General features: G+C 37.8%; 19 protein-coding genes and 1 pseudogene. All 20 read right to left on the bottom strand.

Translation table 11 applies throughout. The features are described from left to right. A partial coding sequence (locus OCV70_RS09215) for an NAD(P)/FAD-dependent oxidoreductase (RefSeq protein WP_262579645.1) occupies nt 1-924 on the bottom strand: 924 nt, incomplete at its 3' end. Between the two features lies 1 nt (nt 925). Beyond that, complete coding sequence (locus OCV70_RS09210) at nt 926-1,246, bottom strand: rhodanese-like domain-containing protein (protein ID WP_117854273.1); 321 nt, start codon at nt 1,244-1,246, stop codon at nt 926-928. 15 nt (nt 1,247-1,261) lie between these two features. Next, nucleotides 1,262-1,567 carry a thioredoxin gene (gene trxA / locus OCV70_RS09205; RefSeq protein ID WP_117854274.1) on the bottom strand — a complete coding sequence of 102 codons (306 nt, stop codon included), beginning with the start codon at nt 1,565-1,567 and terminating at the stop codon, nt 1,262-1,264. A gap of 89 nt (nt 1,568-1,656) precedes the next feature. After that, a complete protein-coding gene (locus OCV70_RS09200; protein ID WP_005421611.1) occupies nt 1,657-2,403 on the bottom strand; it encodes an SDR family NAD(P)-dependent oxidoreductase in 747 nt (248 codons plus the stop codon). Nucleotides 2,404-2,558: 155 nt separating this feature from the next. Then, a complete protein-coding gene (locus tag OCV70_RS09195; RefSeq protein WP_117854275.1) occupies nt 2,559-2,717 on the bottom strand; it encodes a rubredoxin in 159 nt (52 codons plus the stop codon). 62 nt (nt 2,718-2,779) lie between these two features. Then, a pseudogene (locus OCV70_RS19715) lies at nt 2,780-3,025 on the bottom strand (Fur family transcriptional regulator); the annotation flags it as partial. Continuing rightward, nucleotides 2,982-3,302 (bottom strand): MerR family transcriptional regulator, encoded by a 321-nt coding sequence (locus OCV70_RS09185; protein ID WP_243000330.1) that lies wholly within the window; start codon nt 3,300-3,302, stop codon nt 2,982-2,984. The pseudogene OCV70_RS19715 and the gene OCV70_RS09185, both read right to left, overlap by 44 nt. Before the next feature lie 31 nt (nt 3,303-3,333). Beyond that, nucleotides 3,334-4,587 carry an HD-GYP domain-containing protein gene (locus OCV70_RS09180; RefSeq protein ID WP_117854277.1) on the bottom strand — a complete coding sequence of 418 codons (1,254 nt, stop codon included), beginning with the start codon at nt 4,585-4,587 and terminating at the stop codon, nt 3,334-3,336. Between the two features lie 229 nt (nt 4,588-4,816). Then, nucleotides 4,817-5,569 (bottom strand): peroxide stress protein YaaA, encoded by a 753-nt coding sequence (gene yaaA, locus OCV70_RS09175; RefSeq protein ID WP_117854278.1) that lies wholly within the window; start codon nt 5,567-5,569, stop codon nt 4,817-4,819. Beyond that, nucleotides 5,569-6,024, bottom strand: coding sequence for a thioredoxin-dependent thiol peroxidase (bcp, locus tag OCV70_RS09170; protein WP_117854279.1), 456 nt, complete (start codon nt 6,022-6,024; stop codon nt 5,569-5,571). The genes yaaA and bcp overlap by 1 nt, the downstream gene beginning before the upstream one ends. A gap of 3 nt (nt 6,025-6,027) precedes the next feature. Next, nucleotides 6,028-6,237 carry a DUF6219 family protein gene (locus OCV70_RS09165; RefSeq protein ID WP_008708189.1) on the bottom strand — a complete coding sequence of 70 codons (210 nt, stop codon included), beginning with the start codon at nt 6,235-6,237 and terminating at the stop codon, nt 6,028-6,030. Nucleotides 6,238-6,416: 179 nt separating this feature from the next. Next, nucleotides 6,417-6,845: a hypothetical protein gene (locus OCV70_RS09160; RefSeq protein ID WP_186901482.1), complete on the bottom strand. Its 429-nt coding sequence runs from the start codon at nt 6,843-6,845 to the stop codon at nt 6,417-6,419. Nucleotides 6,846-6,849: 4 nt separating this feature from the next. Then, nucleotides 6,850-7,062: a sporulation initiation factor Spo0A C-terminal domain-containing protein gene (locus OCV70_RS09155; RefSeq protein ID WP_026648209.1), complete on the bottom strand. Its 213-nt coding sequence runs from the start codon at nt 7,060-7,062 to the stop codon at nt 6,850-6,852. Between the two features lie 286 nt (nt 7,063-7,348). Further along, nucleotides 7,349-7,783, bottom strand: coding sequence for a bacteriohemerythrin (locus OCV70_RS09150; protein ID WP_044924563.1), 435 nt, complete (start codon nt 7,781-7,783; stop codon nt 7,349-7,351). 76 nt (nt 7,784-7,859) lie between these two features. Next, nucleotides 7,860-8,024, bottom strand: a complete 165-nt coding sequence (gene rd, locus OCV70_RS09145; protein WP_117594029.1) for a rubredoxin — start codon at nt 8,022-8,024, stop codon at nt 7,860-7,862. Nucleotides 8,025-8,296: 272 nt separating this feature from the next. Further along, the gene (locus OCV70_RS09140; RefSeq protein ID WP_262579644.1) at nt 8,297-8,668 is read right to left on the bottom strand and encodes a hypothetical protein; all 372 of its coding nucleotides are present in this window, start codon (nt 8,666-8,668) and stop codon (nt 8,297-8,299) included. Between the two features lie 9 nt (nt 8,669-8,677). Then, complete coding sequence (locus OCV70_RS09135; RefSeq protein WP_008688147.1) at nt 8,678-9,250, bottom strand: ArpU family phage packaging/lysis transcriptional regulator; 573 nt, start codon at nt 9,248-9,250, stop codon at nt 8,678-8,680. A gap of 250 nt (nt 9,251-9,500) precedes the next feature. Beyond that, nucleotides 9,501-9,740, bottom strand: coding sequence for a hypothetical protein (locus OCV70_RS09130; RefSeq protein ID WP_005344271.1), 240 nt, complete (start codon nt 9,738-9,740; stop codon nt 9,501-9,503). A gap of 12 nt (nt 9,741-9,752) precedes the next feature. After that, complete coding sequence (locus tag OCV70_RS09125) at nt 9,753-9,965, bottom strand: LexA family protein (protein ID WP_117854282.1); 213 nt, start codon at nt 9,963-9,965, stop codon at nt 9,753-9,755. A gap of 14 nt (nt 9,966-9,979) precedes the next feature. Next, nucleotides 9,980-11,227, bottom strand: coding sequence for a DNA polymerase IV (gene dinB, locus OCV70_RS09120; protein WP_262579643.1), 1,248 nt, complete (start codon nt 11,225-11,227; stop codon nt 9,980-9,982). Between the last annotated feature and the right edge of the window lie 28 nt (nt 11,228-11,255).

The raw sequence follows: 11,255 nt of genomic DNA, 5'->3' as shown, positions 1-11,255 counted from the left end.
GCCCTGTTTATTAGCAGGTCCCGCTAAAGAAATCAGCGCATCATCACCCGTAACATAATGTTTTACCTGAACTGCATCACCTGCTGCATAAATATCCGGTACAGAAGTTTCCATTCTGTCATTCACTACAATACTTCCCTTGATGCCAAGTTCCAGACCAGCTTCTTTTGCTAATGCTGTGTCTGGTGTGACTCCGATTGCTAGCACCACCATATCAGCCTGAAGGGATGGATTATCTTTTAATAAGATCTCCACTCCATTGTCTTTTCCTTTAAATCCTTCTACTGTATAGCCTAGTACCAGTTTTATTCCATGCTTTCTCATTTCATTATGGATCATGGATGCCATATCCGGGTCAAATGGATTCATCAGCTGCTTAGGCCGCTGGACAATCGTAACATCCATGCCAAGCTCCCTCAAATTTTCTGCCAGCTCTAAACCAATAAAACCGCCGCCAGCCAATACAGCCGATTTTGGATGATTCTTATTTATATATTCCTTTATCCGAAAAGTATCTTCTACAGTACGAAGTGTAAATAGTTTATCAATACCTACTCCAGGAAGTCTCGGCTGTGTTGGCTTTGCACCTGGAGAAAGGATCAGCTTATCGTAATTTTCTTCAAATATTTCACCGTTTTCTAAATTCTTCACTGAAACAGTTTTACGTTCCGGATGTATGGAGATAACTTCATGATGAATTTTCATATTAATACGGAAGCGTTTAAAAAAGCTCTCAGGTGTCTGTAGTGTAAGTTCTTCCGGATCTGTGATCACGTCTCCAATATAATATGGAAGCCCACAATTCGCATAGGATATGTATCCGGATCTTTCAAACACAGTAATTTCTGCATGTTCATCCAGTCTTCGTATTCTTGCAGCAGCTGTAGCTCCTCCGGCTACACCTCCTACGATTATTACCTTCATCTTATTTTTCCACCTTTCCTGAATAAGCAGCAATGCCACCGATATTATTTACTTTAGAATATCCCATTCGTTGCAACAACCCTGTTGCTTGACGACTTCGGGCTCCGGAATAACAGTATACAAACAGTGGAATTTCTGTATTCTTCACTACTGAAACAACATTGTTAAGTTGTTGTAACGGTACATTTTTACTTTCTGGTATATGCCCTTCCTGATATTCCTGCGGAGTACGTACATCCAGCAGAACTGCACCAGCAGTCCTTTTATATTCCTCTATCCCTTGATTAATATTCGCCTGTTTAAGGAAATCAAAAAATCCCATTAGTGCACCTCCTCCTTAAAGCATTTCTAAAATTGCATTCTTAGGTCTCGCACCTGAAACCTGTTGTACGATCTTCCCATTCTTCATAACCACCAAAGTTGGGATACTCATAATACTAAATTCACTTGCCAGTTCAGGCTGCTCATCCACATTGATTTTACCAACTCTGATATCAGGGCGTTCACCTGCAATCTCCTCTATGATAGGAACCACCATACGACAAGGAGCACACCAAGGCGCCCAAAAATCCAAAAGGACAGGTTTATCAGAATTCATTACTTCACTCTGGAAATTATTTTTATTGATATTAATTGCAGTCATTTTATAATCCTCCCTATCATTTCTTTGTGGCTTTATTATAATCTGATTTTTATTTCTTTTCTGTGATGACATCACCATACCACATTGACTTAACTTCTTGCCATACCATCTACACTTAATATAACACCTGTAATGTAACTCGCCTCATCTGAAGCAAGAAACACAAATGCATTGGCAATATCTTCTGGCTGTCCAAGACGACGCAATGGAATTCTTTCAATCATAGGTTCGATAACTTCCTTTGGCACGGCCTTCATCATATCAGTTTCTGTAATCCCAGGTGCAACAGCATTAACACGAATACCTTTAGGTCCTAGTTCTCTTGCTAATGATACAGTCAATCCGTTTACTGCAAACTTCGATGCCGGATAAGCAAACCCACTTGGCTGTCCCGAAATACTCACCATGGAAGAAGTTGAGAGAATGACCCCCTTGCCTCTTGCCACCATACATTCTGCTGCTACACGAGTAGTATTAAATACTCCTTTTACATTTAGATCCATGACTTTATCAAAAGTCTCCTCTGTATAATCCATAAATGAGGTGTTTTCTGAAATCCCTGCATTATTTACCAGTATGTCGACACATCCATATTTTTCAGTTGCCTCTTTAAAAGCCTTTCTGACAGACTCCATGCTTGCCAGATTTGGACTAATTCCAGCAACTATTGCATTGGGATATTTTTCTTTTAATTTATCTACAGCAACGTCTGCCGATTCCTGTGAACTTGCTGCCAACACAACTGAAGCACCTTCCTTCAAGAATTTATCAGCTGTAGCAAATCCTATACCACGGCTTCCACCCGTAATGATTGCAACTTTATCTTTTAATCTCATTTAGACTACCTCCTTACTTTGTTTGTAGTTACATTATAAGCTAAAGGTAAATCATTTTCTGTGATATCATCACAAACTATCGCAATAAAAAACCCTGTTGCTCACACACGCACCAGGGTTTTTGTTTATCTATCCGTATTTAAATAATCAGAATTTTATTCAACTTCTGAAAACTGATCTTTTCCAACATTACATAATGGGCATTCAAAATCTTGTGGAACGTCCTCCCACTTTGTTCCTGGTGCAATACCACCTTCTGGATAACCTTCCTCTTCATCATATTCCCATCCGCAAACGTCACATACATATTTCATTAGTTTGTTCCTCCCTTTACCTTCTCCCTGCATTTTTGGCAAATACCTTTAAATGAAATATCCTAATCCAAAAATTCGATTCCATGAGTGTTATGAATTCTTTCCAGCAAATCCGGTATTTCATCCATATCCACATCTGAAACTTCACCGCATTTTGTACACCTGACATGGTAATGATTTTTCAATGAAAAATCGAACCTATTCGCTCCATCCGGAACTTCAACCTTCCTTAACGAACCCTCATCTACCAATATATCAAGATTTCTATATACAGTTCCTTTTCCGATTGTAGGATATGCTGCTTTTATATCTTGCGTTCGATTGTTTCCAACTCCCGCCGTTTTTTTCTATCAGTTTTTTCTGATTTAACAACTTATCTTCTATCACGTCGATGTCTCTGTTTCCCAAAAACTCTCCAATCTGACCCAATGGCATATCCAAAACGCGCAAGTAACGAATCGTATTTAAAACCTCAAACTGACGTGCACTATAATAGCGATAGCCTGTTTCCGGATCTGTGTATTCTGGTTTCAACAGACCTGCCTGTTCATAATGCCGCAGGCTGCCAACACTGATATGAAACATTTTTGCCACATCACCAATCTGGAATAATTTTTTATTCTCCAAGCTGTTTCTCCTCATGAATTATGTCTGTCATTTTCTGATCAAAACAAGCATCAACCTGTGAAGCGATTTCTCCATCAAGCCATCCTTTTTCTACCATATCATTTAAAATACCGTAAGCTTTTTCATGTGGCATTCCCTGTTTATACGGGCGGCTTTCTGTCAGTGCCTGATAAATATCGACACACGCCATGATGCGTTCCTGTGTGTTTAATTCAGCAGCTGTTTTTCCAAATGGATAGCCTGTCCCGTCCAGTCTTTCATGGTGAAAGGCAGCCCAGTCACATATCTCTTCAAAATCATCGATTTCTGACAGAATAGAATAAGTATATGCTGCATGGTGTTTCATAACTGCAAACTCATCATCCGTCAGTCTTCCCGGCTTCTCCAGAATTTTGTTACCTATGGCAACCTTTCCAATGTCATGCAGCGCTCCTGCAAGATACATTTTCTGCATTGTCTCCTCATCAAATCCCATAAATCTGGATAATTTCTCAGCATCTGCAGCCACACCTATGGAGTGTGTACTCGTAAATGGTGATTTATAGTCTACGATGCGTGCGAAAAATTTCGCCAGTGCTTTAATCTGTTCAAAGCTAAGATCTTGTTTTGTACGCGGCACTCTGTTCCATAAACGAGTCTCCACATCTTTTTCTCCAAGTGACAGAAAATGTTGTTCAGAAAAAGCATGTCTAAATGCTTCTATACATTCTTCATCCGCTATAGAACCTGTGATTTCCTGAAGAAATGCTTCTACCTTCTGCCAGGTGTCTGAATCAAAAGAATCACTGCAGCAGACCTGGTCAAGCAGATCGCATAGATGGATAATTCGTGCAAAAACCGGTACTTCTGTCCATTTTTTTCCAAAAGGTCCACTTCCATCTGCATTCTCATGATGATACAAAATGACATTCTTTATATCCGTATGGGATGGAATGTCTTTCATGTTCTTCTCACCTGCCGCACAGTGAATTCCCAGCTCCAGTGGAATCGCCGAACCTATTGCACTTGCAATATCATTGTGTAATTCTTCCTGAATATATTGAGTCAGTGCATTATCATGTAACAACGCACCGGCTGTCAGATCCTGCAGACTCTCCCCCTGAATTCCCATCTGTTCTGCCATGCAGACACTCATATATGCAACACGCTTCGCATGCTTATCTGTTACATGCACTAACTCTGCTTCCACACAGTCCAATGCATAGGAACACGCTCCCAACAATCCCAAAACATCTAATTTCATCCCCTTTTGTCTCCTGTCTGTATTATATATCTGACTGTTATTTTATCACAAAAAATTTATATAAAAAAGGTTTCATTATTATTTATACAAAAATAACAGGCAAATCTTTATCTGCATAATTATCAAATAAAAGACGGGATTGTATATCATCATTATTATATTGTCAATAATATAGTAATAATTCTCATTATTACTAAAAGATGCTCATGCTGAGCATCTTTAATCTAAATCATTGTTCTATTTTTCGTTCAAAAACATATTCAGTATCTGATGATAAATCAGACCGGAATGAATAACCAAGTCTGTCGAATTTCTTAATATCCACCGGATTCTCAATATTATTTTCTGCCATAAATCTGACCATTTCACCACGAGCCATCTTGGCATATGTACCTTTTGTTACCATTTTATCTCCAGAAGCTTCACAAAATGTAACCGAAATATATCTGTCCTGTGGTGTCAAATACTTTTCTATACATTTTGAGTATTCTTTTGATGCAAGATTAATGATAATCCTGCTGTCATCTATTACTGAACGGTATAACAAGTCACCCCAGTACTCATACAGATTTTTGGAATCTCCAATCCTGATCTTTGCCTGCATTTCCAAACGATAAGGTGTCACACCATCCATTGGTTTCAGAGCACCATAAAATGCAGACAATATTCTCAAATGATTTTGCACATACTCAAGCTGCATATCTTCAAACACAGATGGTGCCATATATTGAAAAGCAATTCCTTCATATGATAAAACAGCCGGACTGAGCATCTGATAAAGATTCATATTTCCCAATCTATTGAAATTTTGTTCTGCAATCTTGTCATTACATTTCCAAATTCCTTTCAGTTCCTCTTTTGACTTACTTTTCAACCAACTTTGTATCTCTGTCGTCTTTTCAATAAATTCAGGCAATGCATCCGGTTCAATACTGTCAGTATCTGTAATCATCTTTTTAGCAGGGGATAATATTATCTTCATTAATCTAATTCCTTGAGCATATTTTCAGGATCATCTGCAGCCTTGACTTTATCATTTGCCTTTATAATAATCCCCTGTTCATCAATAAGATATGTGGTTCTTACTACTCCCATAGAGACTTTGCCATAATTTTTCTTTTCTTTCCAGACATCATATGCTTCAATAACTTTACGCTCCGGATCTGCTAATAGCGTAAATGCCAGTCCGTATTTTTCTTCAAATCTCTTGTGAGACGCTACAGAGTCCTTGCTTACTCCGAGAATAACAGCTCCCTTCTCAGTAAACTGTGGATAACGCTCAGAAAAGCCACATGCCTGCTTCGTACATCCTGGTGTATTATCCTTTGGATAAAAATATAAGATCACTTTTTTTCCTGCATAATCGCTTAATTTATGCACTTCTCCGTTCTGATCCGGCAATTCAAAATCCGGTGCTTTTATTCCTAACTCTAACATTTACTATTCCTCCGCTTTTGTATTTTTCACCTGTTTTCTTGTTCTTTTATTACCCGAAATCATTTTATGACCAGAATAGACTGCCATAATCATACATATCAGAGAGCCAAATGCAAAGTATTTGTGTGCTGCTTTTAACCCTTTATATCCTGTATAAAAAGTTCCAATCATTGTGATTAAAGCTCCTACTGACCAATATTTATGTGCTTTCATGTAATTCCTCCATTTTTTCAGTGTATTCAATTCTAATTATATGCTACCATATTCCTATGTCAATTTGATAATAGAGCATTCCTATAAAATTTTTCAAAATATCATTGTCAAAACTATGTATTGTTATCCTTTAATTTTTCTTTGAAATAATTGACAAAAAGTTTGCTTTCAGGAGATTACTATTTAATCTTTTTTCCATCTATATATAGTTGAAATTTATCAGGATTATTGACAACATCATAGTCCTTTCCGTATTCTACAGGTCTATATTCGGCTGTCATTACCGATTCCCCGTCTTCAATATCCTCTTTCCATAAATAGATGTTCATATCAATGCTCGTCGCATATCCTCTGTCTGTGGAAAATTTTGTCGAATGAAAAGAATCATCCTTGTACATCTGCAAAAGTTTTCTTGCAAACGCTTCTCTATCCTCTATATCTTCCCTATTTGCGACCACGGTTATATTTTCATCCCGATTTACAGAAAAAGTTCCAACTACATCTGGTTCGCCTTCTTTATGACTGGATTCAAATTTCCCATAAATACTTCCTGCAGCAATTATCAAAATTGCTGTTCCTGAAATTACTGCAATTATCTTTTTCTTCATATTTTTAATTTCCTTTTAATTTTTTTACTGCGTAATTGATTACTTCTTCCGGTGTGGGCCTGTCTCCTTTAAGTGTCATTTTCTTCCATTCTTCCTGCACAGCCGGGTCAGGATTATCAAATCCTGCATCTATGGCTATCTGCATTTCTCTGCGTACTTCTTCTGGTGTTGTGTTATACTTTTCTGCAATCTTCTCATATATAGTTTTCTCTCTCATTCATTTTTCTCCGATATATAAGTGGAATTATATCTTGTTCTATAAAATCAATTTAGCATATTTCTGTTGGCATGAAAAGAGACTTTACAACTTAAAATTGGATAAAAAGTACAAAAAAAAAGAGCTGCTTGCTCTTCCCATATAGTAGTAGTAAAATAACATGTCATGCCAACGCAATATATTACCTAGAATATCGCTATAACAGGAAAGGGGCTGTATTGTGACAGCCCCTAGTTTACTTCATCACATTGTCTACATTCTGAATGAACTCGTTCCCTGGTTTATTTTAGCATCGGTCTGGATTTTGTTTCATAAAGATAAATTTTGCCACAGACCGGTCGTATGTTTTAATGTGTCCAAACAGCCAGTCGATTACATTTTTCTGTACAAGTTCACTGAACCGATCTGTTGGTCCTTCATACTCCTGAAGGTATTCATGCAGTTCCTGAATTGTCTTTTTAAACTCTTCATGTTTTTCATGATGGTTTTCACGCTCTGGATAACCGGATTTTTCCTGAAGCTTTTCCTCTTCTTTGAAATGAAAGTCAGTATATTCATCCAGATAATCCAGCATTTTGATTGCTTTTACTTTGCTGTCGCCATTTTGACAGGCAGTTACAAAGTTCTGGATACGGTCGATCAATTCTTTATGCTGGGTATCAATTGTTTCATTTCCTGTTACTAAATTGTCATCAAAGGTAATGTTTAAATCGTAAGTCATAATTTGACCTCCATTTCTTTTATATGTTCTCTTAGGATCTTTTAATGTCTGGCAGTTTCGTACCTGCATTTTCTGCTTAGTCTTCTACAGGAACGAAAACATCTTTTCCTAATCCGCAGATTGGGCATGTCCAGTCATCTGGAATATCCTCAAATGCAGTTTCTGGCTCGATACCAGCGTCTGGATCTCCTACTGCCGGATCATAAATATATCCACATGGTTCACATTCATATTTTATCATAGTCATTTTCCCTTTTCAATGTCGATTTATTTTTGTTACCAAGTTCCTAACAATTTTTCTAACACTTTGTTTCTTGTATATTTGTATTATACATGATAATTATTCTCTTGTCAATAATAGTAATTATTATTATTGTACTTAGCATAAACTTATATTTGAATTGCAAATTTACATATTGTATATATCATGGGAATAGTTGAATAAAAAAATGAACTCTATTCATTAAAGACAGAGTTGCTGGAAATTATTTCTCTCCAACAACTTTTTCGTCTTTAATTCCTTGAAACACAATACTGTCCAATCAGATTCATCCAACTGTTATATTTATTCTTTTCACACACCTTTCGGCAAATTTCATTTTCCATCAATACACAGAACATCTTATCATAATCAAATGCCCAAACAGCACCATTCACATGGTTTTCCACTGCTTTCTGATCTATGTTCTTTAAACGTGTGACCATTTTTTCAATTTCTCCATTTCTCAAGTTACCGATATTTTTGCAGATAAACCGAAAGAAATTCAACGTTGCATATTCGTCATGCCAATGGAACTCTTCTGGATTGTTTTTTATTTTACTGGCTCGCTGCTGTTCTTTGATTATCTGATCAGCTACACCTTTCATCGAATCTTCGTATCTCATATTACTCACCTACTCTTCCTCAACGCCCAGTGACGGTTTAAATCTTTTATCCTTTGCCTGCGGTACCACGATCTCATAAAAATAAAATCCTAAATATCCAAGTGCCTGCTTCTTCATTTTATAAAAAGAAGTCCTGCCTATTCCTAACTCCTGCTGTACTTCCACATCTGTCTTATTATAATGACTGCAAAAACAGGAATGAAGGATCTCACTGAGCATCACACCATTCGGTGCATAGAACTTCACCAGTGTCATTCCACGATAGATCATATCTGACAAACCATAAATGATCATCAGGTTATTCATTTCCCGGTGCATCTTTGGCACATTCAGCTGATTGTTATAAATGCTCAGATAACTCAACGCATATGCCATATCTTCATTGATTTTCTCCTGGCACTCCATATCCAGTTCTTCTAACACAATCTGATTTTCCAAAATCAATTTCTGATAGCTTGTCATCAGTTCTTTAATATCAGTATAATGTCTTTCGATTGTAACTTCCAGATAATCCTGCGCATGGCTTGCCATCTGGAAGGTAATCTCTTTCATTGATTTAATTGCATAATCTCTGTCTGTCATCAGTTTCAAAATCTCCTTATCATCATCACACTAACTGGCGGTCTTTCAGACCAGTTCGCTTTCCCCATGATTTTGATGGGAAGCAATTACTTACTACAATTTGCAGAAGCGGATATCCAAAAGGCATTGTGGGAGCTGCCTTTGCTGACCAGAATCCCTCTTCTTATGTAAAACCTGCAGGAATATAAAGGGAAAGTGACTATCCCTGCCGGTTAATAATCCAAATAATATCGTCTATACCAATCTCTCCTTATGCTGTTTTTCTCTCCATAAACCATTTATCCACTTCGTAAAACAAGTGGCTTTCCTGCCCTTGTATCATACAGGTGTACATCATTCCTACACCGCCTGCTTTTCTGCTGGCGCATCGCTCGATTTTCAAAATTCTGTCAATGCTATACTTTCTTCCATCCTCCCATGTAAAAAATATGGGAACCAGCTGTCCGTCTTTCCGAAACTCTGCTACTACATCTACATATACTTTGTTCATGCCGACACCTCACTATAAAATCTCAATTGCTCTTGGCGATGCCGGGATTCTGCGGATATATCCATTTAACTCCAACTGCTTGATTCTGGAAAATGTTGATGATGTTGATTTCACCCCGATCAATTTTCCAAATTCCCGAACTGTCGGCGGGTATCCATGCTCCTTCGTATAATTCAAAATACACTGATAACTTTCTTTCTGTTTTCTGGTTAATACTTTTTTCAAATCTATCCCTCCAATTACCCATGAAAATAACTGTGTGGATGGATCGTGTGCGTACCAGCGTCTAAGTGGGATAAGACTTTATCCTGATACATTGCCGCTCGCTGTATACTGAAATATCCAAACCGTCGTCTAATCTCATCTACAGTACGATCCAGCTTCTCTAACTTTTCCTTTTTCTCCTGATTTCCAAATAAATCCAACTGCACGGGAATATCATCTAACACAAGATCCGCAGCTCGGATTCCCAGGCTTCTAATGGGATGTTCCCATTTGTAATTATCTTTAAATAGCTGAAATGCTGCAGTTACAATCTCGTTTGTAATATTCGTTGGCTGTCGTAAATGTATCTGTCTGGAAAAACTATACAATCGATTATCTCGAACTGTAATTTCTACTGTTTTGCATTTAAATCCATGTTTCCGCAATCGTGCAGCTACACTTTCTGCCAATGCTATTTGAATGATCCAGACATCCAGATCATTTTCCAGATCTCTCGGTGTTGTAGTGCTATTACCTATCGACTTTACTGGTGCTTCATATCCTTCCTTGCAAACCGGATCTTCATCCCAGCCATTTGCGAAAGCCCATAATACATTTCCTATTTTTCCAAAATGACTCTCTAACAACTTTTCGTCTGATTCCGCAAGTTGCCCGATTGTCCGGATTCCAAGTTTTTGCAATTTCTTATTTGTCTGTCTTCCGACATAAAGCAAATCTGACGCAGGAAGCTGCCATATCCTGTCTTTATAATTTTCTCGATTAAACTCTGTGATTGCATCCGGCTTTTTGTAATCTGAACCAAGTTTCGCATAAATCTTATTCCAGGAAATTCCAATACTCACTGTTACTCCAAGTTCGTATTTAATCCGATGGCTGATTTCTCTCGCAATCGTCATTCCGCTTCCTTTCAGATTTCCACTATCTGATACATCCAGCCAGGCTTCATCAATTCCATATGGCTCAATTTTATCTGTATACTCTGAATAGATTTCCCTTGCCATTTGAGAAAATCGCAAATATAAATCCATCCGTGGTGGTACAAAAATAATTTCCGGGCAAACCTGTTTCGCCTGCCATAATGCCATTCCGGTTTTTACTCCTTTTTTCTTGGCAATATAATTTGCTGTCAGCACAATTCCATGCCGGGCTTCCGGATCACCACCGACTGCCAGAGGCATTCCAGCAAATTCCGGATGATGTAGCATTTCTACACTGGCATAAAAACAGTTCATATCACTATGCAGGATCACACGCTCACTCAAACTTTTCACCTCCCAGCTGCTTCCTTCA

This window comes from Blautia acetigignens (genome assembly GCF_025566865.1).
Taxonomy (GTDB): Bacteria; Bacillota; Clostridia; order Lachnospirales; family Lachnospiraceae; genus Blautia_A; species Blautia_A acetigignens.
The sequence above is the reverse complement of the archived record's forward strand: the minus strand, read 5'-3'. Positions and strand labels throughout refer to the sequence as shown.

What these genes read in the sequence shown, in the direction of transcription:
- OCV70_RS09210 (WP_117854273.1), bottom strand. Translation starts at nt 1,246, where the DNA reads ATGGGATTTTTTGATTTCCTTAAACAGGCGAATATTAATCAAGGGATA.
- trxA (WP_117854274.1), bottom strand. Translation starts at nt 1,567, where the DNA reads ATGACTGCAATTAATATCAATAAAAATAATTTCCAGAGTGAAGTAATG.
- OCV70_RS09200 (WP_005421611.1), bottom strand. Translation starts at nt 2,403, where the DNA reads ATGAGATTAAAAGATAAAGTTGCAATCATTACGGGTGGAAGCCGTGGT.
- OCV70_RS09195 (WP_117854275.1), bottom strand. Translation starts at nt 2,717, where the DNA reads ATGAAATATGTATGTGACGTTTGCGGATGGGAATATGATGAAGAGGAA.
- OCV70_RS09185 (WP_243000330.1), bottom strand. Translation starts at nt 3,302, where the DNA reads ATGTTTCATATCAGTGTTGGCAGCCTGCGGCATTATGAACAGGCAGGT.
- OCV70_RS09180 (WP_117854277.1), bottom strand. Translation starts at nt 4,587, where the DNA reads ATGAAATTAGATGTTTTGGGATTGTTGGGAGCGTGTTCCTATGCATTG.
- yaaA (WP_117854278.1), bottom strand. Translation starts at nt 5,569, where the DNA reads ATGAAGATAATATTATCCCCTGCTAAAAAGATGATTACAGATACTGAC.
- bcp (WP_117854279.1), bottom strand. Translation starts at nt 6,024, where the DNA reads ATGTTAGAGTTAGGAATAAAAGCACCGGATTTTGAATTGCCGGATCAG.
- OCV70_RS09165 (WP_008708189.1), bottom strand. Translation starts at nt 6,237, where the DNA reads ATGAAAGCACATAAATATTGGTCAGTAGGAGCTTTAATCACAATGATT.
- OCV70_RS09160 (WP_186901482.1), bottom strand. Translation starts at nt 6,845, where the DNA reads ATGAAGAAAAAGATAATTGCAGTAATTTCAGGAACAGCAATTTTGATA.
- OCV70_RS09155 (WP_026648209.1), bottom strand. Translation starts at nt 7,062, where the DNA reads ATGAGAGAGAAAACTATATATGAGAAGATTGCAGAAAAGTATAACACA.
- OCV70_RS09150 (WP_044924563.1), bottom strand. Translation starts at nt 7,783, where the DNA reads ATGACTTACGATTTAAACATTACCTTTGATGACAATTTAGTAACAGGA.
- rd (WP_117594029.1), bottom strand. Translation starts at nt 8,024, where the DNA reads ATGATAAAATATGAATGTGAACCATGTGGATATATTTATGATCCGGCA.
- OCV70_RS09140 (WP_262579644.1), bottom strand. Translation starts at nt 8,668, where the DNA reads ATGAGATACGAAGATTCGATGAAAGGTGTAGCTGATCAGATAATCAAA.
- OCV70_RS09135 (WP_008688147.1), bottom strand. Translation starts at nt 9,250, where the DNA reads ATGACAGACAGAGATTATGCAATTAAATCAATGAAAGAGATTACCTTC.
- OCV70_RS09130 (WP_005344271.1), bottom strand. Translation starts at nt 9,740, where the DNA reads ATGAACAAAGTATATGTAGATGTAGTAGCAGAGTTTCGGAAAGACGGA.